Annotated in this window: 18 protein-coding genes; 5 read left to right on the forward strand and 13 right to left on the reverse strand. The window is 74.3% G+C overall.

Translation table 11 applies throughout. From position 1 onward, the window contains the following. Nucleotides 1-148: 148 nt before the first annotated feature. Nucleotides 149-826, reverse strand: coding sequence for a hemolysin III family protein (locus tag O7613_RS26340; protein ID WP_281585700.1), 678 nt, complete (start codon nt 824-826; stop codon nt 149-151). A gap of 75 nt (nt 827-901) precedes the next feature. Between O7613_RS26340 and O7613_RS26345 the strand changes: the two genes are divergently transcribed. The 3 genes from O7613_RS26345 to O7613_RS26355 are packed head-to-tail and all read left to right on the forward strand — an operon-like array spanning nt 902 to nt 3,094. Beyond that, nucleotides 902-1,516: an allophanate hydrolase subunit 1 gene (locus O7613_RS26345; RefSeq protein ID WP_282290569.1), complete on the forward strand. Its 615-nt coding sequence runs from the start codon at nt 902-904 to the stop codon at nt 1,514-1,516. Beyond that, entirely contained in the window at nt 1,513-2,361 is an 849-nt protein-coding gene (locus tag O7613_RS26350) for a biotin-dependent carboxyltransferase family protein (RefSeq protein ID WP_281585698.1), read from the forward strand. The genes O7613_RS26345 and O7613_RS26350 overlap by 4 nt, the downstream gene beginning before the upstream one ends. Beyond that, a complete protein-coding gene (locus tag O7613_RS26355) occupies nt 2,345-3,094 on the forward strand; it encodes a 5-oxoprolinase subunit PxpA (RefSeq protein ID WP_282290570.1) in 750 nt (249 codons plus the stop codon). Before O7613_RS26350 ends, O7613_RS26355 begins: the two co-directional genes overlap by 17 nt. A gap of 61 nt (nt 3,095-3,155) precedes the next feature. Here the strand turns inward: O7613_RS26355 and O7613_RS26360 are convergent, their stop codons facing one another. The 3 genes from O7613_RS26360 to O7613_RS26370 form a co-directional block, all read right to left on the reverse strand. Further along, nucleotides 3,156-4,997, reverse strand: a complete 1,842-nt coding sequence (locus O7613_RS26360; protein ID WP_282290571.1) for an NHL domain-containing thioredoxin family protein — start codon at nt 4,995-4,997, stop codon at nt 3,156-3,158. A 198-nt stretch (nt 4,998-5,195) separates the two neighbouring features. Beyond that, a complete protein-coding gene (locus O7613_RS26365) occupies nt 5,196-5,489 on the reverse strand; it encodes a PIN domain-containing protein (protein WP_282290572.1) in 294 nt (97 codons plus the stop codon). Beyond that, entirely contained in the window at nt 5,486-5,683 is a 198-nt protein-coding gene (locus tag O7613_RS26370) for a hypothetical protein (protein WP_281585694.1), read from the reverse strand. The genes O7613_RS26365 and O7613_RS26370 overlap by 4 nt, the downstream gene beginning before the upstream one ends. A gap of 35 nt (nt 5,684-5,718) precedes the next feature. Between O7613_RS26370 and O7613_RS26375 the strand changes: the two genes are divergently transcribed. Then, entirely contained in the window at nt 5,719-5,934 is a 216-nt protein-coding gene (locus O7613_RS26375) for a DUF397 domain-containing protein (protein WP_282290573.1), read from the forward strand. 64 nt (nt 5,935-5,998) lie between these two features. Here the strand turns inward: O7613_RS26375 and O7613_RS26380 are convergent, their stop codons facing one another. The 9 genes from O7613_RS26380 to O7613_RS26420 all read right to left on the reverse strand — a co-directional run bounded on the left by O7613_RS26380 (nt 5,999) and on the right by O7613_RS26420 (nt 19,549). Next, the gene (locus tag O7613_RS26380; RefSeq protein WP_282290574.1) at nt 5,999-9,115 is read right to left on the reverse strand and encodes a hypothetical protein; all 3,117 of its coding nucleotides are present in this window, start codon (nt 9,113-9,115) and stop codon (nt 5,999-6,001) included. Between the two features lie 345 nt (nt 9,116-9,460). Then, entirely contained in the window at nt 9,461-9,598 is a 138-nt protein-coding gene (locus O7613_RS26385) for a hypothetical protein (protein ID WP_176730560.1), read from the reverse strand. Between the two features lie 214 nt (nt 9,599-9,812). Beyond that, the gene (locus O7613_RS26390; RefSeq protein WP_281590591.1) at nt 9,813-11,279 is read right to left on the reverse strand and encodes a dihydrolipoamide acetyltransferase family protein; all 1,467 of its coding nucleotides are present in this window, start codon (nt 11,277-11,279) and stop codon (nt 9,813-9,815) included. Between the two features lie 5 nt (nt 11,280-11,284). Further along, nucleotides 11,285-12,274: an alpha-ketoacid dehydrogenase subunit beta gene (locus O7613_RS26395; protein ID WP_281585692.1), complete on the reverse strand. Its 990-nt coding sequence runs from the start codon at nt 12,272-12,274 to the stop codon at nt 11,285-11,287. After that, entirely contained in the window at nt 12,274-13,452 is a 1,179-nt protein-coding gene (gene pdhA / locus O7613_RS26400; protein WP_281585691.1) for a pyruvate dehydrogenase (acetyl-transferring) E1 component subunit alpha, read from the reverse strand. The genes O7613_RS26395 and pdhA overlap by 1 nt, the downstream gene beginning before the upstream one ends. Nucleotides 13,453-14,063: 611 nt before the next feature. Beyond that, entirely contained in the window at nt 14,064-14,741 is a 678-nt protein-coding gene (locus O7613_RS26405; RefSeq protein WP_282290576.1) for a hypothetical protein, read from the reverse strand. Between the two features lie 11 nt (nt 14,742-14,752). Beyond that, a complete protein-coding gene (locus O7613_RS26410; RefSeq protein WP_281585689.1) occupies nt 14,753-15,979 on the reverse strand; it encodes a hypothetical protein in 1,227 nt (408 codons plus the stop codon). Between the two features lie 52 nt (nt 15,980-16,031). Then, nucleotides 16,032-17,717, reverse strand: coding sequence for a GTPase (locus O7613_RS26415; RefSeq protein ID WP_281585688.1), 1,686 nt, complete (start codon nt 17,715-17,717; stop codon nt 16,032-16,034). Next, nucleotides 17,714-19,549 (reverse strand): GTPase domain-containing protein, encoded by a 1,836-nt coding sequence (locus O7613_RS26420; RefSeq protein WP_281585687.1) that lies wholly within the window; start codon nt 19,547-19,549, stop codon nt 17,714-17,716. The genes O7613_RS26415 and O7613_RS26420 overlap by 4 nt, the downstream gene beginning before the upstream one ends. 211 nt (nt 19,550-19,760) lie before the next feature. Here O7613_RS26420 and dnaK point away from each other — a divergent pair, with 211 nt between their 5' ends. Beyond that, nucleotides 19,761-21,635, forward strand: a complete 1,875-nt coding sequence (gene dnaK, locus O7613_RS26425; protein ID WP_282290577.1) for a molecular chaperone DnaK — start codon at nt 19,761-19,763, stop codon at nt 21,633-21,635. The last annotated feature ends 1 nt before the right edge of the window (nt 21,636 follow it).

Here is a 21,636-nt window from a genome sequence, read left to right on the forward strand (position 1 = left end):
ATCCCCCCCCAAGACCCCGAGGGCCCCGCAACGGCGCGGGGCCCTCGCGTACGTCCGGGGTCGGGCCAACGACGGGGCCCGCGTACGTCCGGGGTCGGGCCAACGGCGCGGGGCGGCTCACGTACGTCCGCGGGTCGGGCGCGGTGGGTCAGGCGAACAACGCGAAGTAGATCGCGATGTGGTGGCAGATCGCCGCGAGCAGCGTGCACGCGTGGAAGAACTCGTGGTGGCCGAAGACGGTGGGCCAGGGATTGGGCCGGCGCAGCGCGTAGAACACCGCGCCCACGCTGTAGATCGCGCCGCCCACGCTCAGCAGCACGAGCGCGGTGACGCCGCCGCCGTGCAGGATCTGCGGCAGCATGGTCACGGCCACCCAGCCGAGCGCCAGGTAGAGCGGGGCGGAGACCCAGCGCGGCGCGTGCGGCCAGATCATCTTGACCGCGACGCCGGCAAGCGCGCCGCCCCACACCAGGCTGAGCATGACCGTGGCGTGCCGGGGGTCCAGCAGCAGCACGCAGAACGGCGTGTAGGTGCCGGCGATGAACACGAAGATCATCGAATGGTCCATCCGGCGCATGATCTGGTAGCCGCGTTCGGACCAGACCCGTCTGTGGTAGAGCGCGCTGGTGCCGAACAGCCCGCACACGGTGAGGCTGTAGATCAGGCAGCTCACCAGCGGCGCCCAGCCGGGGCGGGTGGCGGCGACGGAGCACAGCACGATGCCGCAGACGAGCGCGGCGAAGAACGCGTACGCGTGGAGCCAGCCGCGCATCCGCGGCTTTCCGATGTCGACCGGCCGGAGCCGGAGCGGTGCGGAGGTGGTCACCTCAACAGGTTACGACACCGTAGGTTACTTGCAAGTAGTGTGGACCGTCACGTCCGCTGACGCGAGGATGACCGGATGCGGATCCAGCCCGTCGGGGCACACGCCCTGCTGCTCGACTGCGACGACCCCGACCAGGTCGAGGCGTGGCGCGCCGAGCTGTGGCGACGCCGGGCCGCCGGCGAACTGACCGCCGAGGACATCGTCCCGGCCGCGGTCACCGTGCTGCTCGACGGCGTGCCCGACCCCGCCGCCACCGCCGCGCGGATCGCCGGCTGGCACCCCCGAAGCACCCTGGCCGGCACCGACGCCGCCGAGGTCCGGGTGCCCACCGTGTACGACGGTGCGGACCTGCCCGCCGTCGCCGACCACTGGGGCGTCGACGTGCCGGCCGTGGTCGAGCGACTGCGGCGCACCGAGTTCCGGGTCGCGTTCTGCGGCTTCGCACCAGGCTTCGCGTACCTCACCGGGCTGCCGCCGGAGCTGGCCGTGCCACGGCTCGCCACCCCGCGTACCCGGGTGCCGGCCGGCTCGGTCGCGCTCGCCGGCCCGTACGCGGGCATCTACCCCGCCGCGTCGCCCGGCGGCTGGCTGCTGGTCGGGCGCACCGAGATGCCCCTCTTCGACGTGCGCGCCGACCCACCGGCCCGGCTCGTCCCCGGCACCCGGGTCCGGCTGGTGGAGCCGTCATGATCGAAGTGCTGCGGGCCGGCGCGCTCACCACCGTGCAGGACCAGGGCCGACCCGGCTGGGCCCACCTCGGCGTGCCCCGCTCCGGCGCGCTCGACCCGGCCGCCCTGCGCCTGGCCAACCGGCTCGTCGGCAACCCGGAACACGCCGCCGGCCTGGAGATCACCCTGACCGGCTGCGCGCTGCGCCTCACCCGGGCGGTCACCGTCGCGCTCACCGGTGCCCCGGCCGACGTGCAGGTCGGGCAACGGCCCGGGGACGTGGGGCGACCCCTGTCGCTGCCGGCCGGTGCGGTCCTGCGGGTCGGTCCGGCCCGCGCCGGGGTGCGTACCTGGCTGGCGGTCAGCGGCGGGATCGCGGTCGAACCGGTGCTCGGCAGCCGGTCCACCGACACGCTCTCCGGGCTCGGCCCGCCGCCGCTACGCGACGGGGACCGGCTGACCCTGGGCACCCCCAGCGGCCCGCCGGCGCCGGTGGACCTCACCGTCACCCGGCCCGTGCCCACCGAGCTGCGGCTGGATGTCGAACCCGGCCCCCGGCAGGACTGGTTCACCCCGGCCGCGCTCGACCTGCTGCGCCGCGCCGCGTACACCGTCGCCCCGGACAGCAACCGGGTCGGCGCGCGGCTGGCCGGCGCCGCCCTGCCCCGCGCGGTCGCCGGCGAACTCCCCAGCGAGGGCCTGGTGCTCGGCGCGGTGCAGGTCCCGCCGGACGGCCAACCACTTGTCTTCCTGGCCGACCACCCCACCACCGGCGGCTACCCGGTGATCGCGGTCGTGCGGGACGTGGCGCCGCTCGCCCAGGCCCGCCCAGGCACTACGGTGAGGTTCCATGGACCTCAACGCTGACCTCGGCGAAGGATTCGGGAGCTGGCGGCTCGGCGACGACGAGGCGCTGCTCGGGCTGATCAGCTCCGCCAACGTGGCCTGCGGCTTCCACGCCGGTGACGCGCCCACCATGCACCGGGTCTGCGCCGCCGCCGCCGAACGCGGCGTCGCGATCGGCGCCCAGGTCGGCTACCGGGACCTCGCCGGGTTCGGCCGGCGGCACATCGCCTACGACTTCGCCGAGCTGCGCGACGAGACCATCTACCAGCTCGGGGCGCTCGACGCCTTCTGCCGGCTCTACCGCACCCGGGTGCGCTACCTGAAACCGCACGGCGCGCTCTACCACGCCGCCGCCTGCGACCAGGCGCAGGCCGCCGCGCTGGTGGCGGCGATCAGTGGGTACGACCACGAGCTGCCGGTGCTCTGCCAGCCCGGCACCGTGCTCGCCCAACTCGCCGCCGGCGCCGGCCTGCGGGTGGTGGCCGAGGGCTTCGCCGACCGCAACTACCTGCCCACCGGCGCGCTGGTGCCACGCAGCGCCGCGAACGCGCTTGTCACCGACCCCGACCAGGTGGCCGCGCAGGCGGTCCGGATGGCCGTCGAACGGACCGTGGTCGCGGTCGACGGCAGCGTGGTTCCGTGCCCGGTGGATTCGATCTGCCTGCACGGGGACACGCCCGGCGCGGTGCGCAGCGCGGAGCTGGTGCGGGCGGCGCTCGTCGACGCCGGCGTCACGCTCACTCCGTTCGCGTGAAAGGAGGGGGCCCCGCTTAACGCATTCTGCATAGGCGGGGGCCCCTATTAACACCTCGCGCTCACGCCTCGTCCAGGCCGCGCAGCACCAGGGGGAGGCGGGTGGCGCCGCCGTCGACCACCCGGACGGGCACGCCCCAGTCCTGCCGGGTCAGGTGGCAGGCGGCGTGCTCGACGTCGGCGTCGCAGGTCGCCGCCTGGGCGGTCACCTGCAACACCCCCTGCGCCACGTCGCCGTCGACCACCAGCCGGCGGGACAGGTCGGTGGTCGTGCCGGCGCCCTCGACCAGCAGCTCCGCCGGGGACGCCGAGACCACCAGCCGGGTCGACGGCCCGTACGTGTCGTCGAGCTTCTGCCCCGGCGCCGGCGTGAAGATCACCTCAAGCGTCAGCTCCCCGGCGGCCACGTCGGTGGGCTTGCGCTCCAGCCGCAGCCGCGGACCCGCCACCGTGTTCGCGCCGGCCGCGGTCAGCGCCCCGGGCGCCAGCCGGGTCAACCGGTGCGCGGCCGACTCGACCACAAGCACCTCGCCCGCGGCGGTCACCACCAGGTCGCTCGGCTCGGCCAACCCGTCGGCCACGGTGCCGACCTGCCCGGTCGCCGGGTCGAAGCGGCGCACCGCGCCGTTGTACGTGTCCGCGATCAGCACCGAGCCGTCCGGCAGCGCGCACACGCCCAGCGGGTGCTGGAGCAACGCCTGGTCGGCCGGGCCGTCCACGTGCCCGAAGTCGAACAGGCCCTGACCGACGGCGGTGTGCATCACGCCGTCGGCCACCCAGCGGATCGCACTCGTCTCACTGTCGGCGACCCACAGCCGGGAACCGTCGGCCGAGACCGACAGCCCGGAGGGCTGCGCCATCCAGACGTCCGGCAGCGGGCCGTCACGCAGCGCCTCGACCGTGGTGCCGGCGTACATGCCGGCGGTCCGCCGGATCGGGTCGAACCACCAGAGCTGGTGGATGCCGGCCATCGCCACGATCACCCGGTCGTCGTACCAGGCCACGTCCCACGGGGAGGAGAGGTCGACCGCACGCGCGTCGTGCGCGTGGTCGTCGACGGTCGAGCGCCACTGCCGCCCCGTGCCGGCCACCGTGACCACCTCGCCCGAGGACAGCCGTACGCCGCGCAGCAGGTGGTTGACCGTGTCCGCGACGACCAGGTCGTAACCGGCGACCTCGGCCACGTGCGGCGGCAGCAGGCAGAGCCCCTGCGGCTCGGCGAAGGTGGCGCCGGTCGCCGGGCCGTCCGTCCGGCCCCGGCCGCCCGCACCGATCCGGCGGACCACCGTCTCCCCGTCCGGCGCCAGCTCGACCAGGGAGTGCCGGGCCGAGTCGGAGACCAGCAGGTTGCCGCCGTCGAGCGGGACGGCCTTGCCGGGAAAGCGCAGCGCCGTCTCCGGCAGGGGCGGCGGGACGTACGGGCCCTCGCCCCGGTGCAGCGTGCCCTTCGCCTCGTGCGTGGCGATCAGGTCGTCGATGAGCCGGGCCAGCCCCTCGGCGTGTCCCTCGCCGGCCATGGTGGCGACCACGTACCCCTCGGGGTCGATCACCGAGAGGGTCGGCCAGGCCTTCGCCGCGTACTGCTGCCACATGTCCATCTCGGGGTCGTCGAGCACCGGGTGGTGCACGCCGTACCGCTCGACGGCCGCGGCCAGCGCGTCCGGGTCCTTCTCGTGCTCGAACTTCGGCGAGTGCACGCCGATCACCACAAGCACGTCGCCGTACTTCTCCTCAAGCGGACGCAGCTCGTCGAGCACGTGCAGGCAGTTGATGCAGCAGAAGGTCCAGAAATCCAGGATGACGCAACGACCTCTCAGGTCCCGCAATGTCATGTTTCGTCCGCCGGTGTTCAGCCAGGCGCGGCCTCGTAGTTCGGGCGCGCGGACGCGGGATGAGGTTGCCATGAACGCCAGCCTGTCACGCCGTCGCCGAAGACGTCCGCCGGGTCGATAGGGCGGCGCTCAGCGCGGCGGGCGCGGCCGTGAGGCTACGAGACGTCGAACAGGCGCAGGCCGTCGTACTCGGCGAAGTCGGCGTAGTCCTTGCCGTTGAAGGTCGCCAGCGGTAGCCGGTCGACCAGGCAGCAGGCCGCGATCCAGGAGTCATTCGTCGGCCGGGGCCGCCCGCCCTCGGTGCTGTGCCCGCGCCTGAAGCTGACCCCAGGTCGTCGCTACCGCCTCGTCGAAGGGCAGCAGGACCACGCCGGATCGCCACTGCGCGAGGTCAGCCAGCTTGCGCGGCCCCCAGCTCCGCAGCACGGTCCACTTGGTCAGCTCGCCAAGCGTGACGAACGTGATGCACAAGGTCTTACCGGCCAGCCGGGCACGAAGCCGGTCAGGCAGACGACCACGCAGGATCGCCGACGCGACGTCGGTATCCAGGACGACCAGGCTCACGCGGCGCTGGCCCGCCGAGAGGCGTACAGGTCGGCGAGGAAGTCGTCCAACTCTTCGTCGGACTCGAACAGGCCCGGCCGGGCCAGGTCGTCAATGGAGGCGACCGGCTGCACACCCTGCCGGCGGGCCAACTCCTGCACCGGCACATGCTCAGCGGTCGGCCACTCGGGCATCCGCTCGGCGCTGCTCGACATCACGACCCACCTCCTGCACCCCACACCGCCGCCCATTGTCGCACGGTCAGCACCAGCACCACCGTCAATCAGCCGCACGGAGAGCTGACGACACGGCAAGCGGCAGCAACCAGGGGGCCTGCGTGGAGGTGGCCGACAACCTCCCCGGCGTCGTCGGCGTGCGGGACAGCAAGGACCCGTCCGGTCCGGCACTCGCCTTCGAGCCGGCGTCCTGGCGGGCGTTCGTCGCCCAGGTCGCCGAGCGCGGCTGACCAACCGCACACCGCAGCGCGAAGCGCCCGCCCCCGAACGGGGACGGGCGCTTCGCGTTGAGCGTTACTGGCCGGACGGCTTCAGGCAGAGCACCCGGTTGGTGCCGCCGCCCTGGAGGACGACTGTGGGCTGGGACAGGTCGGCGCACTTGTCCTTGTTGTCCACCTTCGACACCACGGTGAACGCGCCCGGCTGCCCGCAGTCCGTGGCGACGGCGCTCTCGCCGGACTGCTTGATGCAGGTGCCGACCGCCGGGTCGAAGCCCGACGGCTTGTCACCGCCGTCGATCTTGCCGAGCAGCATGAGCAGGCCGAGCGGCACGGCGAGGATGAGCACGGCCGCGACCAGCACGGCGGCCAGCACCCGGCCGTTGCGGACCTTCGGCGCCGGCGCCTCGGTCTGCGGCTCGGCCTCCGGCTTGAACGCGTCGAACCGGCCCTGCGCCGAGTCATCGGCCGGGTCGTCGTCGGACGACCACGCCGGTGGGGCCTGCCGGGGCGGCGGGAAGCCACCCGGCTCACCCTGACCCGGCACGGCTACCGAGGCGCGCCCACCGGCGGCCGGCGCACCGAACGGGTCCGGCTGGCCGCCGAACGGCTCGGGACGACCGCCGGGACCGGGGAACGCGTCCGGGTGGCCAGCCGGGCTGCCGTAGGTGCCCGGTTGACCGCCGGGGCCGCCGAACGCGCTCGGCTGGCCGCCGGGGCCGCCGAACGGGTCGCGCGGCCCGCCGGGCTGCTCGCCGTCGTGCGGGTGTACGCCGTTGGCGGGGCGGTTGTTGCCGGGCGGGTCCACGAACGACGGCACGCCGACCGGGAACGGCGACGGGCCGGCCGGCGAGGACGGCGCGTCGCCGTACCCGCGCGGGTCGTCCTCGCCGGACCGCGACGGCGGGTAGCCGGGTGCGTCGTCCGATCCTGACTGCGGCCCGGCGAAGGCGGACGGACTGGCCGGGCCGGGATAGCCGGGCGGGCCGTCCTGGCCGGGATAGCCGGGCGGGCCGTCGGGCCGGGACTGCGGTCCCGGGTAGCCGTGCGGGCTGTCCGGCCGGGAGTAGCCGGATGCGTCGTCCGGCCGCGACGACGGGCCTGGGTAGCCGGGTGCGTCGTCCGATCCTGACTGCGGCCCGGCGAAGGCGGACGGACCGTCCTGGCCGGGGTAGCCAGGTGCCTCGTCCGGGCCGGCCGCGTCCTCGGGCTCCGGGCGGGCCGGCCGGCCGTATACCCGGGGCTGGGGCGTCGGGGTGCCGGTGGGACGCACCGGCTGGTCGGAGGGCGGGCTGACCCGGCTGGCCACCGGCACCGACGCGCTCGCCGAGACCGCGCCGGACGCGCTCGCCTCGGGCGACGTACGCGGGCCGGGAATGGCCGGGCCGTCCGGCGAGTGCGGCTCGTCGGGCTCGGGTCGGGCGGCGCCCCAGCCGGCGTCACCGCGCTCCGGCTCGTGCTCGGCCGGCGTGAACTGCGCGGCGGCCGGGTGGTCGGCGGGCGGCGAGGCGGCCAGGGCGGCGCCCGGCACCCGCTGGCTCTGCGCGGGCAGCGGCACCACGTTGCCGGGGGAGATGCCGGGCGCGGGCTGGTAGGCCGGGCCGTCCTCGGCGGGCTGCCAGCCGCGCGACGGTGCCGGGGCGGCCTCGTCGGCGCGACCCCACGCCTCGGCGGGGGACCAGGGCTCGGCGTCCGGCAGGGCCGGACGCTCGGGTGCCCGCTCGTCGGGGTTGGCGCCCCAACCGGACGGCGCGTCCGGCGTCGGCACCGAGGCGCTGGCCCGGGCCGGTGCCTCGGGCGCGGCGGCGGAGCCCCAGCCGGGCTGCGCCGGGTCGTCCGTCGGCCGCTCGGGCTCCCGCTGCGGCGGCACGGCCGCGCCGCCGCTCCAGCCGCCGGGCTGCTCGCCGGTCCCCCGCTGCGGCAGGGCCGGGGCGTCGTTCCAGCCACCCGGCTGCGGCTGCTCCGACTGAGCCCAGCCACCCGACGGCGGCTGCTCCGACTGCGCCCAGCCGCCCGGCTGCGGCGTCTCCGCCAGGGCGGGCGCGCGCCCGCCCGCCGGCCAGCCGCCGGAGCGGTCCGGGTCGTCGTCCCGGGTGGACTCGTCCCAGCCGCCGGCCCGGTTGTCGGCCGGCGGAGCGGGCCAGTCGGCGGAGCGTGGCGGGTCGTCGTGCTGTGGTCCGCCGGCCCGGCTCCAACCGCCGGAGCGGTGCGCGTCGTCCTCGGGCCCGGCGGAGCGGGTGTCCTGGTCGGACTGCTCCGGAGTGGACCACGTCTGGTCCGGCCGGACGGCGCCGGGCACGGCGACCTTGGCGGCGGCCCGGGCGGGTGGCTCGGCCGGCGGCCACGTGGCGCCGGTCTGCTGGCCGGGCGGAGCCCAGGCCGGCTGGGTGTCGCGCGGGGTCCAGCCGCCGGAGCGGTTGGCGTCGTCCGGCTGCGCGCCGGGCTGCTCGTCGCGCGGGGTCCAGCCGCCGGAGCGGCCCGGGTCGTCCGGCTGCGCGCCGACGGTCCAGCCGCCGGAGTGGCCGGCGTCGTCGCCCTGCTGCGCGGCGGGAGCGAAACCTCCGGACCGGCCGGGGTCGTCCGGGCCGGCGGGGGTGACCCAGGACTCGTTCGGGACGGTGGCCGGCGCCGGGACGTAACCGGTGTCGCGCGCGTCGCCGGGCTGTGCCCAGGCCGGCTGCTCGCCGGACGGGCCGCCGCCCCAGGCGGGGCGGTTCGGCTCGGCTGCCCAGGCGGGGGGCGTGGGTTCGGCGGGGCTGTTCGGAGGCGTGGCGGCCCAGGCCGGCGGTGCCGGTTCGGCGGCCCGGTCCGGGCTGGTCTGTTCGGCCGGGGCCCAGGCGGGCCCGGCCTGCCCGGGGGCGGCCCAGGCCGGTGCGCCCGGCTCGGGAGCGGCCCAGGCGGGCTGTTGGGCACGACCGCCCTGGTCGGCGGGCGGCGGCACCTGTGCGGTCGCTCGACCGGTGATCTGCTGACCCGCGGGCGGCGCCCAGGCGGGTGGCTGGTCGTCGGCCCAGGCCGGCGCCGACGGGGCGGGGCGTCCGGGCGGCGGGGGCGGTGCCCAGCCGAGGTCGGGCGTGCCGTTGTACCCGTTGTCCTGCTGCGCCGGCTGATCGCCGTACGGCACCGGTCCGCCGGTGCCCGGCGACACCTCGCCCGGCTCCTGGCCGGGGCGGTGCGGAGCCTCGGACGTCATGGGTGCGCCTCCTCCATCACAGGTCGGCCGCCGATGCCGGTCGGGAGCCGTCGGCATGGCTGCCGCGTCGCCGGCGGGTACCGGCCGTGCGGGCTCCCCGCACCGTATCCGGTGGCCGCCCGGGGGCGCTTGGGGGAGCCTCTGCCGTCACCGAAAGTCACCGGGCGACGTCGATGAGTTTCACTTTCCACGTCGGTCCGAAGACAGTCGATTGGCGACCGTGCCAACCGTACCGGGCGGTGCGGCGAGGTGGAATCCCGGTGCCGGGCGGCGCGGAACGCCGAAGACCCGCCCGGCGTGCCGGACGGGTCTTCGAACTGGAGGAGGTGAGGAAGGTCGGTGGCGTCAGCTGAGGTGACGCTGGGCGATGGCGAGAAGCTCTTCCCGGACCGCGGGCGAGTTGGCGGAACGCAGGGCGTGCTCGATGGCACGGGCCCGGCGGTTGGCGTCGCGGCGGGTGCGGATTCGCTCGATCATGCTCATCTTGGGTCTCTCCTCCTGGCTATTCGGTTGTCAGCCCCTTGATGTGTCTATTGAAGCGCAGATCGCGGCCGAATGCCATCGATTATAAGGTGAGCTGAGCCACCTGCCTAAGGATCGTAGGCTGAACGGCGGGACGGCCGACGATGCAACGGCAGCGGCCGGTGTGCCGGGCGTTCACCCGTGGCACACCGGCCGTTGCCGGAGCGGTGGTACGTCAGGTCCAGGCGAGCAGCGCCGCCTCCGGGTCGGCCAGGAAGTCCCCCACGTCGCGCAGGAACTTCGAACCCAGCTCACCGTCGACGATCCGGTGGTCGAAGGAGAGCCCGAGCGTGGTGACCAGACGCGGCTTCACCTTGCCCTTGTGCACCCACGGCTGCTGGCGTACCGCGCCGAAGGCGAGGATCGCCGACTCGCCCGGGGGCAGGATCGGCGTACCGGTGTCCACGCCGAAGACGCCGACGTTGGTGATGGTGAGCGTGCCGCCGGACATGTCCGCCGGGGAGGTCTTCCCCGACTTCGCGGTCTGCACCAGGCCGGTCATCGCGTCCGCCAGCTCGCGCAACGTGAGCCGGCCGGCGTCCTTGATGTTCGGCACGATCAGGCCGCGCTCGGTGGCCGCCGCGATGCCGAGATTGACGTACTCCTTCACCACGATCTCGTCGCCGGCCCAGGTCGAGTTGACCATCGGGTGCCGCTTGACCGCCAGCAGCACCGCCTTCGCGACCAGCAGCAACGGCGAGACCCGCACGTCGCGCCACTCGCGACGGTCCCGGAGCCGGTCCAACGCCTTCATCGCCCGGGTCACGTCGACGGTCAGGAACTCCGTCACGTGCGGCGCGGTGAACGCCGAGCGGGCCATGTTCTCCGCGGTGAGTTTGCGTACCCCCTTCACCGGGATGCGCTGCTCGCGGTCCGCCCCGAAGCTCGCCGCCGACGCGGCCGGGGCCGCGACCGTCAGCGGCTCGGCCGCCGCCGGGGTCCCGCTCGCCGCCCGCTGTACGTCGTCGCGGGTGATCGAGCCCAGCGGACCGGAACCGGTGAGCGTGGCCAGGTCGACCCCGAGGTCCTTGGCGAGCTTGCGGACCGGCGGCTTGGCCAGCACCGGCCCGCCGACCCGGCCGTTGCCGTTCGCCGCCGCCGGTGCGGGCGCGGCCGGTGCGGGCGCGGCCGGTGTCGGGACCATCGGCGCGGCCTGGATCGGAGCGGCCGGGGCGGGAGAGCCGCCCTTGCGCGGCCGGCGCTTGGCCGGCGCGTTGCGCGGGCCGTAGCCGACCAGGACGGCGGTACGCCCACCCGGGGCGGCGCCGCCGATCAGGCCCGGCTCCACCATGCCCTCGGCGGGCGCTACCTCCACCGCCGCCAGCGATGCGGCCGACGGGGTCGGCAGCACCTCCGTCGGCGCACCTGTCGTCGACTGCTCCAGCGGCCCGGCGTTCGGGTCGGTGTCGATCGCGATGATCGGCACGCCGACCTCGACCGTGGCGCCCTCCGGGTGGAAGAGCGCCTGCACCCGGCCGGCCCACTTCGCCGGGATCTCGACCGCCGCCTTGGCGGTCTCCACCTCGACGATCGGCTGGTTCAGCTCGATGTCGTCGCCCACCTTGACCAGCCAGGCGAGGATTTCGCCCTCGGTCAGGCCCTCGCCCAGGTCGGGCAGGTTGAACTCCTTGACCCGTGTCATGCCGCTCACCAGCCGAAGGTGCGGTCGACAGCGTCGAGCACCCGGTCGAGGTCGGGCAGATATTCCTCCTCCACCCGGGCGGCCGGGTAGGGGATGTCGAAGCCGGTCACCCGCAGCACCGGCGACTCCAGCGAGTAGAAGCACTCCTCGGTGATCCGGGCCGCGACCTCCGAGCCGAGGCCGAGGTTGCCGGGGGCCTCGTGCACGACCACGCAGCGGCCGGTGCGCCGCACCGACTCGTACGCGGCGGTCAGGTCCAGCGGGGAGAGCGTACGCAGGTCGATGACCTCCAGCTCCCGGCCGTCCTCGGCGGCGGCGGTGGCCGCGTCCAGCGCGGTGCGCACCATCGGGCCGTACGCCAGCACGGTGGCGTCCGTGCCCGGCCGCGCGACCCGCGAGCTGTGCAGCGGGTACGCGTCGGCGAGCGGGGCGTCCACCTCGACCGGACCCTTCTCCCAGTAGCGCCGCTTCGGCTCCATGAAGACGATCGGGTCGTCCGAGGCGATCGCCTGCTGGATCATCACGTACGCGTCCTGCGGGTTTGCGCAGGTGACCACCTTGAGGCCGGCGGTGTGCGCGAAGTATGCCTCGGGCGACTCGGAGTGGTGCTCGACCGCGCCGATGCCGCCGCCGTACGGAATCCGGATGACCATCGGGATCCGCACCTTGCCCTGCGAGCGGTAGTGCATCTTCGCCACCTGCGACACGATCTGGTCGTACGCCGGGTAGACGAAGCCGTCGAACTGGATCTCGCAGACCGGGCGGAAGCCGCGGATGGCCAGGCCGACCGCGGTGCCGATGATGCCGGACTCGGCCAACGGGGTGTCGATCACCCGCTGGTCGCCGAAGTCCTTCTGGAGGCCGTCGGTGATGCGGAACACGCCGCCGAGCTTGCCGACGTCCTCGCCCATGATGACGACCTTCGGGTCGTTCTCCAGGGCCCGTCGCAGGCCGGTGTTGAGCGCCTTGCCGATGGTGAGCGTCTCCGTGGCCATCAGTGTGCGCTCCCCTCGAACGACTCCATGTACCTGGTGAACCGGGCCCGCTGCTCGTCCACCTCGGCGGAACCGTGCGGGTAGGCGTGGTCGAACATGCTGACCGGCTGCGGGTCGGGCATGTCGAGCACCCGCTCGCGCAGGTGCACCGACTCGGCGCGGGCCTGCTCGTCGACCTCGGTGAAGAACGACTCGTCGGCGATCTTCTGCCGGGTCAGGAACGCCTTCATCCGGGCGATCGGGTCCTTGGCCTGCCAGGCCTCGACCTCGCTGGCGATCCGGTAGCGCGTCGGGTCGTCGGAGGTGGTGTGCGCGCCCATCCGGTAGGTGTACGCCTCGATCAGGGACGGGCCCTGGCCGTGGCGCGCGGTGTCGAGCGCGTGCCGGGTCACCGCGTACGAGGCGAGCACGTCGTTGCCGTCCACCCGGACGCCGGGGAAGCCGAAGCCGCCGGCCCGCCGGTAGATCGGGACCCGGGTCTGCCGCTCCAGCGGCTCGGAGATGGCGTACTGGTTGTTCTGGCAGAAGAACACGAGCGGGGCGTTGAACACGCTGGCCCAGACGAACGACTCGTTGACGTCGCCCTGGCTGGTGGCGCCGTCACCGAAGTAGGCGATCACCGCCTCGCCGTCCTCGCCGCCGGTCTTGCCGTCCATGGCGACGCCCATGGCGTACCCGGTCGCGTGCAGGGCCTGCGCCCCGATCACGATCGTGTACATGTTGAACTTGAACTCGTTCGGGTCCCAGCCGCCCTGGTCGACGCCGCGGAACAGGCCGAGCGGCATGATCGGGTCGATGCCCCGGCAGTAGAGGACGCCGTGTTCCCGGTAGGTCGGGAACGCCATGTCCTGGGTGCGCAGCGCCCGGCCGGAGCCCACCTGCGCGGCCTCCTGGCCCAGCAGGCTGGCCCACAGGCCCAGCTCGCCCTGGCGTTGCAGGGCGGTCGCCTCGGCGTCGAGCTTGCGGACCAGGACGAGGTCGCGGTAGAGCCCGCGGTATTCCTCGTCGGTGAAGTCGACGCGGTACTCGGTCCCGTCCGGGCCGAGCGCGGTCTCGATCCGCTCGCCCTCCGGGGTGAGCAGCTGTACGAGTTCCGGTTCGCCGGTCGCGGCGGCGCGCCTGGTACGGGGTGCGGCCCGCTTGCTGCGGGTGGCGGCCCCGGGGTCGCCCTTTGCCATCCGTCTCTCCCTGTCTGTCTGCGCCGCGCCGGGGGTGACCCGAGCCGCGCACCTCGTGCGCCCGCCCGGCTGCTGCCGGGTCGGTCCCTGGCGACCGCGCCTAGCCCCGGTGAGGGTTGCCGCGCGGCGTGAGCCGGGGTCCGTAGGGGGACCCTGGCCCGGGAGCGCCGGCGCCGTACCGCACCAGCCGCGGGGTGCGCGGAGGTGGCGGCTGCGTTGCCGTCGTGCCTGAATGATTGCAGAGGAGGTGAGCGGGCCCACAGTATGGCCTCCCCTCCCGGTGAGGTTCCATCGGGTTCGTGACGCATCGATGCTTATGTCGGATAGGTCGCGCCTCGTGGACGGACAAGATGTGTGTCGACACGCGGTGGCGGCTGGTGAACTGACCGTCACTGCGGCAAGCTGACAACGAGCCGTTTCGGGTCATTTGTCCAAATATCCGCGCGCGATCTTCCGTCCCGCCGCCACGTACGAGGAGTGTGCCCGGTGTCCGAGCCAGAGGGTCCTCCCGGTACTCCCTTCCTCGGCCGGCACCGGGCCCTGCCCGCCGCCCGCTACCGCCGGCTGGTCGGCGCGCACCGCGCCCCCGGCGCCGGCGCCCCCAGCCGGGGCTATCTGCTGACCGTGGCACTGCTCGCCGGCACCGCGTCGATGCCGATCCTCGCCGCGATCAGCACCGGCTCGGCCACCGTGGGAAAAAGCGCGCTCCCCGACCTCGGCACCCCGTTCATCCCGACGCCCTCGGTCGGGCCGGTGGTCATCCCACTGCCGCGGACCACCCAGCCCCCGGCGATCCCCGTGCCCACACCGGCGGTCGGCCCCACCGCCACCGAGCCCCCGCGCCCGGTCCTCCCGGCCGCGCCGGCCCTGCCCGACGACAGCGACCTCGGCTCGATCCGGCGGTCCCGGCCGGCCACCGCGCCGCCACCCCCGCCCGTGCCGACCCGGCCCACCCCGGTCCGGCCACCACGGCCGTCCCCGGTGCCCTCGCCCTCACCGTCACCCTCCGGCCCGGCCACGCCCGAACCGAGTCCGGTCCCGGAACCGACCAGAAGCTCGACCGAGCCGGACCCCGAGCCGTCCAGCACGTCCGCCGAGCCCACACCGGAGCCGTCCAGGAGCTCGTCCGAGCCGGCGCCCGAACCGTCCGGCACGTCCGCCGAACCCGCGCCCGAACCTGAGCCGTCCAGAAGCTCGCCCGAACCCGCGCCCGAGCCGTCCGGCACGTCCCCCGAGCCGTCCGGCACGTCCCCCGAGCCGTCCAGCAGCTCGCCCGAGCCGTCCGGCACGCCGTACCGGGTCAGGCCGGGTCGTCGGTGAGGCGGTGCCGGTTCGCCTCGATCCAGGCGTTCAGCGCCTCCGGGTCGTCCGGGTTCACCCCGTCCGCCATGAGCTGCGCCACCGCCGCCGTGGCCGGACTGCGCCGTTCACCCGTGCTGTAGAGCCGGGCGAACTCGGGGACCATCTCGGTGATCGCCTCGTCCGTCCGGGCCGCGGCGGACTGCGACAGCCCACGTTGCCGGGCCGCGTACGCCGCCCACGCGCGCAACACCCGGGGCAGCATCGCGGCGTCGTCCATGTCGAGCACGGCACGGCGGTGCACCCAGTCGAGCAGGAACAACTCGACGACCATCGGGCTCCACCGCATCGGGTCGGCATCCGGGAAGCTCGCCGCGTGGTCCAGCAGCAGGCCCAGGCAGAAGTGCAGCGAGGCCAGCTCGCCGTCGGCCACCTCGGGCAGGCCGAACCGGACGGACTCGGGCGAGTCGAGGAACGCGCGTACCAGCCGGGTCCGTTCCTCGTCGGTGATCGGCGGCACGACGGTCGGGCCGGCCGGCGGGGTCGGCCCGGGCAGGACGGCCAGCCGGGCGCCCGCCAGGGCGCGGTCGGTGGCGAGCGAGCCCTGGGCGGGCAGCTCACCGAGGTCGTCGGTGACCGCCAGGTGGCGGCTCACCTCGGCGTGCATCCGGGCCGGGTCCTCGGTGCGGAACCAGGTCAGCTCGTCCTCGGTGCAGATCTCCCGGGCCTGCTCGACGATCCGGGTCGCCGGACCGCCGACGAACACGTCCTTGGTGATGCCGATGTTGTGGTCGACGAGGGCCACCAGGGCGTGCTCCGGCCCGCCCTGCTCCTCGTCGTCGTAGACGAACGTGGCGAGGTAGGAGGTCTGGTCGCCGTACACGTCGCCGTACGCCCAGGTGCCGGTGAGACGCACCCGGCCGAGCTGGCCGGCCCACGCCGGGGCGTGCGCGCCGGGCCGGACCCGGGCGGCGCCCTCGGCGTCCGGCACCAGGCTGGCGAAGACGGCGCGGATAGTGGTCGCGGCGGCGCTGCGCCGGCGGGACGTGGCGGCGAGGAAACCGGCCACGAAATCGCGGACGGCCTGCTCGCGGTCGTGCTCCGCGACGGCGTAGACGCTGCCCAGCAACGCGGCGCCGAGCATCTCCGCGTCCAGGGCGGAGTCGAGCCTCGTCACGTCGCGCGCGGCGTGCAGCACCGCGTCGTAGGGGGTCTGTGGCGTGGCCATGCATCGACCCTACGCCGCGCCGCCGGCCATCACATCGGCCAGCGCGCCGGGTTCAGCGCCGCGCGGCGTCCCGCAGCGCGTCCCGCGCTGCTCCGTAGCGCGCCAGCACCGCCCAGACCGGGTCCAACACGTACTTCTCGCCGACGCTGCCGACGGAGGTGAGCAGCCGTTGCTCGGCCTGGTGACGGGCCCGCCCGGCCGCCCACCCGACCACCGGCCGGGTCAGCGCCGCCACCAGGAGCCCGGCCAGCAGCCCCCCGAGCAGCAACACCGTGGGCCAGGGCACCTCGCCGAGCTTCGGATACTCAAGCGCCGGCAGGCCGAGGAAGCGCAGCGCGTACCCCAGGACCAGCCAGAGCAGCCCGGCCAGCGCGGCGAGGGTGACCAGCCACTGGACCCCGCCGACCACCCGCCACCAGGCCGGACGACCGTCCATGCCGAGGTCGGTGGCGGCGACGGCGTGGTCGAGCGCGCCCGGCAGCTCCGCCAGCCGGGACCGGGCCGCCGCGGTCACCGCGGTCGGCCAGGGCTCCGGCAGGTCGGCGCTGGAGCGGTCGGCCACCGCCCGGATGGCCAGGTTGAGCGACGAGCGCTGCGCGGCGGTCGGATCGGGTACGGAGGTGGCCGCGACCAGGCTCTCGGCCGGCGCCTCCGGATCCCGTCCGGGCAGGTGCAGCCGGCGCAGCGGATCCGGGCGCAGCTTCCGCCAACTCCGCACCAGCGGCCAGCCGGTGCTGCTCGCCGCCCGGTGCCGGTAGGCGCCTTGAACCGCGTCGGCCACGGTCGGCACACCGGCCGCCCCGGCAAGCGCCCGGGTGAGTTCCTGGGACGAGGCGTCACCCGGCCGGGTGCCAGGCGGCTCCGGCCCGACAAGCGGTTCGAGGTCGGCCACCACGGCGTCCACGTCGCCGGAGAGCCGGCGCAGGGCGGCCTGCCGTTCGGCGACCGTCTTCTCCAACTCGGCCCGTAGCCCGGACAGCCCGGCCGGGTCCACCGCCACCGTGGGCAGCAGCGGCACCCCGCCCAGTCCGTCGGCGTCGAGCAGCCGGCGCAGGTCGTCCAGGACCGTGGGCAGCTCGGTCGTGGGCAGCCGGTCAGCCTGGTTGAGCACCACCACGGTCACGTCCTTGTGCCGGTGGAACTCGCGCAGGTAGCTGGCGTGGATCACGCGGTCGGCGTACTTCTGCGGGTCGAGCACCCAGACCACGAGGTCGACCAGGCCGAGCAGCCGGTCGACCTCGAGCCGGTGGCTGTGCTGCACCGAGTCGAAGTCGGGCAGGTCCAGCAGGACCAGGCCGTGCAGGGTGGACTCGTCGTCGCCGTCCAGCGGGCTCTCCCGCACGAACCGGTGCCGGGGCAGCACCCCGACCCAGTCGAGCAGCCGGACCGCGCCGTCGAGCGGCCCCCACACGCAGGCGTGGGCCATGCCGGTGGTGGGCCGGCGGACACCGACCGGGGAGAGGTCCATCCGGGCCAGCGCGTTGAACAGGCTCGACTTGCCGCTGCCGGTCGCGCCGGCGAGGGCGACCACGGTGTGCCGGCCGGAGAGGGCGAGCCGGTCACCGGCCCGCTCGACCACCGTGTGCCCGGCCACCAGTTGCGCGTCGGGCACCTGGCCGTCGACCGCGCCGAGGAACCGCTGGACCGCCTGCAGGCGCGCGATCAGGACGTCCGGGTCGACCCGCTGGTCGGCCCGGAACGCCTCGCGCATCCGTCCCACGATGTTGCTGGCGCTCATGGGCGACCGTCCTGCTCGGTGGTGGGCAACGAGGCGCCGGCGGCGGAGGCGAGGCCGCTGTGGTGCCGGGCGCGCTCGACCGCCACGGCGGCCCGGCGCAGTGTGTCACCGCCGTCGGCGGTCGGGCGGGCCGCCTCGGTGCGGGCCAGGAAGCGGCCCGCCTCCTCGGCCATCAGCGCGCCGACCCGGTCGAGCAGGTCCGCCCGCGCCTTGCGGGACAGGTCGCGCACCGCCTGGTCACCGAAGATGGCCTGGAGCACGGTCTGGCCGGCGACCGCGGTGCCGGTGCCCGCGGCGACCTCCAGCCCGGTCGGGATGAACGCGGTGGAGGCGAAGACGCCGATCATCACGACCAGGCCGGTGGCGTTCACCGCGTACGCGGCGGTCCGGGCCACGAACCGCCGGTCGCCGCCCTCGACGCGGACCAGTTCCAACACCCCGCGCTGCCAGTCGCGGACCAGTTGCTCGCCGCGCGCGGGCAGGTCGGCCGAGGCGTGCGCCAGCTCCGGTTCGAGCAGCGCCGCGCCCGCCGGATGGGCCTTCCACCCGGTGTACGCGTTCTCCGCCGCCTCGGCGGCCACCCCGCGCAACAGCGTGACCAGTTGGGACTCGATCGCCGTACGCAGCTCCGCCGCCGGGGCGGGTCGTCCGGTGACCACCGCCACCACCCGGTCGCGCAGCCGGCCGATGCGTGCCTCCAAGCCACGGAAGAACTCGCCGGTGCCGACGAACTCCTGCCAACGGGCCAGCACCTCGCCGCGGAGCAGCCGGCCGTCCTTGAGCCCCTGGTCGACGGTGCGCTCCGCGCCGCGGTAGGCGGCCCGGACCCGCTCGTCAAGCGCCTCGGCGGCGGCCACCTGCTCGTCGGCGGCGTCGGCCATCGCCTCCACCACCGGGTGCAGGGCGGCCAGCGCGCCGTCCAGCGTCTGCCGGACCACCGCCGAGCGGGCCTCCGCGTCACCGGCGAGCCGGGCGAACCACCCGCTCAGCGGTGCGGTCATCCGGTCGGGCAGCAGCCCCTGCCCGTCCACCCAGGTTTCCGGCAGCACGAACAGCGGCGCGGCGCCCAGCTCCTGCGCGGCCAGCATCTCCGACAGGTGGGCGGCGACCTCGTCGACGGCTTCGGGCGGGACCCGGTCGAGCACCATGGCGACGGCGGTGCCCCGGGCGCGGGCGCTGCGCAGCAGCTCCCAGGGAACGGCGTCGGCGTAGCGCGCCGCGGTGGTGACGAACAACCACAGGTCGGCGGCGGCGAGCAGTTGCCCGGCGAGCGCCCGGTTGGCGTCGACCACCGAGTCGATGTCCGGTGCGTCGAGGAAGGCCAGGCCGGGCGGCAGCGCCGGGGCGGTGACCAGTTGCAGGGTGCCCGGATGCTCGCTCGGGCCGGTGGTGCGGGTCAGGCCGGGCAGCAGCTCGCCCTGGCGGAACCAGGCCGCGTCGGCCGGGTTGCAGACCAGCACCGGGGAGCGGGTGGTGGGGCGGAGCACGCCTGCCGCGCTGACCCGCGCCTGGACCAGGCTGTTGACAAGCGTCGACTTGCCGGCGCCGGTGGAGCCGCCGACCACCACGAGCAGCGGGGCGTCGAGCCGGGCCAGCCGCGGCAGCAGGTAGTCGTCGAGCTGGTCGGTGAGGCTCCGGGCCGCCTGCCGGGCCGGCTCGGCCGAGGGAAGGGCCAGCGGGAAGCGAGCCGCGTCGATCGCGGCCCGCAGGCCGGTGAGCGCGGCGGGCAGGCCGGCGGCTTCGGCGGGCTGGTCGTCGCCGGCGGTGGATCCGGTGCGGGCTGCGACGGCGGGCGCGCCGGCACGGGTGGCGGAATCGCCATGCGTCGTCACCGCTAAAGCGTGCCCGACCGACGCAAGGTAAGACAACCGGACGGTAATAACGGTCAGGTTGCGCCGAGTCGACTCAACCTCGACTTGCGGTTTGCCGGGGGCGTGGCACTATTGAGTCAAGTTCACTCAACTTATGGCGTGGCCGCCTCCGGGCGACCCAGCCGGGCAGGCCATCCGACCTGCTCACCCGTTACGAAGCGAGGAAGCGAACATGGCACGTGCGGTCGGCATCGACCTCGGCACGACGAACTCCTGCGTCAGCGTTCTCGAGGGCGGTGAGCCCACCGTCATCGCCAACGCTGAGGGCTCGCGTACGACTCCCTCGATCGTCGCGTTCGCCCGCAACGGCGAGGTGCTCGTCGGTGAGGTCGCCAAGCGCCAGGCGGTGACCAACCCCGACCGGACCATCCGCTCGGTCAAGCGGGAGATCGGCACCAACTGGACCGTCGACATCGACGGCAAGAAATACACCCCGCAGGAGATCTCCGCCCGGACGCTGATGAAGCTCAAGCGGGACGCTGAGGCGTACCTGGGCGAGCAGATCGCCGACGCGGTGATCACCGTCCCGGCGTACTTCAACGACGGGCAGCGCCAGGCCACCAAGGAGGCCGGTGAGATCGCCGGCTTCAACGTGCTGCGGATCGTGAACGAGCCGACCGCCGCGGCCCTGGCGTACGGCCTCGACAAGGGCTCCAAGGAGCAGACCGTCCTGGTCTTCGACCTCGGTGGCGGCACCTTCGACGTGTCGCTGCTGGAGCTGGCCGAGGGCGTCGTCGAGGTCAAGTCCACGAGCGGCGACAACCAGCTCGGCGGCGACGACTGGGACCAGCGGATCATCGACCACCTGGTGAAGACGTTCCGCGGCGAGCACGGCATCGACCTCTCGCAGGACAAGATGGCCATGCAGCGACTCAAGGAAGCGGCCGAGAAGGCCAAGATCGAGCTGTCCGCGGCCACCACCAGCAACATCAACCTGCCGTACATCACCGCCGGCTCGGCGGGCCCGCTGCACCTCGACGTGACGCTGAGCCGCGCCGAGTTCCAGCGGATGACGCAGGACCTGCTGGACCGCTGCAAGGGCCCGTTCGAGCAGGCCGTCAAGGACGCCGGGATCAAGGTCTCCGACGTCGACCACGTCATCCTGGTCGGCGGCTCGACCCGGATGCCGGCCGTCACCGACCTGGTCAAGCAGCTCACCGGCCGCGACCCGAACAAGGGCGTCAACCCGGACGAGGTCGTCGCCGTCGGCGCCGCCCTCCAGGCCGGCGTGCTCAAGGGCGAGGTCAAGGACGTCCTGCTGCTCGACGTGACCCCGCTGAGCCTGGGCATCGAGACCAAGGGCGGCATCTTCACCAAGCTGATCGAGCGCAACACCACCATCCCGACCAAGCGCTCCGAGGTCTTCACCACGGCTGACGACAACCAGCCGTCGGTGCTGATCCAGGTGTTCCAGGGTGAGCGGGAGATCGCGGCCTACAACAAGAAGCTCGGCACCTTCGAGCTGACCGGCCTCCCGCCGGCGCCGCGCGGCGTGCCGCAGATCGAGGTCACGTTCGACATCGACGCCAACGGCATCGTGAACGTGCACGCCAAGGACCTGGGCACCGGCAAGGAGCAGAAGATGACGATCACCGGCGGCTCCTCGCTGCCGAAGGACGACATCGAGCGGATGCGCCGGGACGCCGAGGAGCACGCCGACGAGGACAAGCGTCGCCGCGAGGAGGCGGAGACCCGCAACGTCGCCGAGGCGCTCCAGTGGCAGACCGAGAAGTTCCTCGCCGAGAGCGGCGACAAGCTGCCGGGTGAGAACCGCGACCAGCTCAACGAGGCGCTCGGCGAGCTGCGCAGCGCCCTCGGCGGGCAGGACATCGACAAGATCAAGGCCGCGCACGAGAAGCTGGCCCAGGTGTCCCAGCAGGCCGGTTCGCTGCTCTACGCCCAGCAGCAGGAGGGCGAGCCGGGTGCTCCGGGCGCGGCCGGGCCGGGAGCCGGCGCGGGCGCGGGTGCGGGTGCGACCGGTGGCCCGCAGGCCGGCGGCGCCGACGACGTGGTCGACGCGGAGATCGTGGACGAGGACAAGAAGTGAC

The organism is Micromonospora sp. WMMD975 (assembly GCF_029581215.1).
Classification (GTDB): Bacteria; Actinomycetota; Actinomycetes; order Mycobacteriales; family Micromonosporaceae; genus Micromonospora.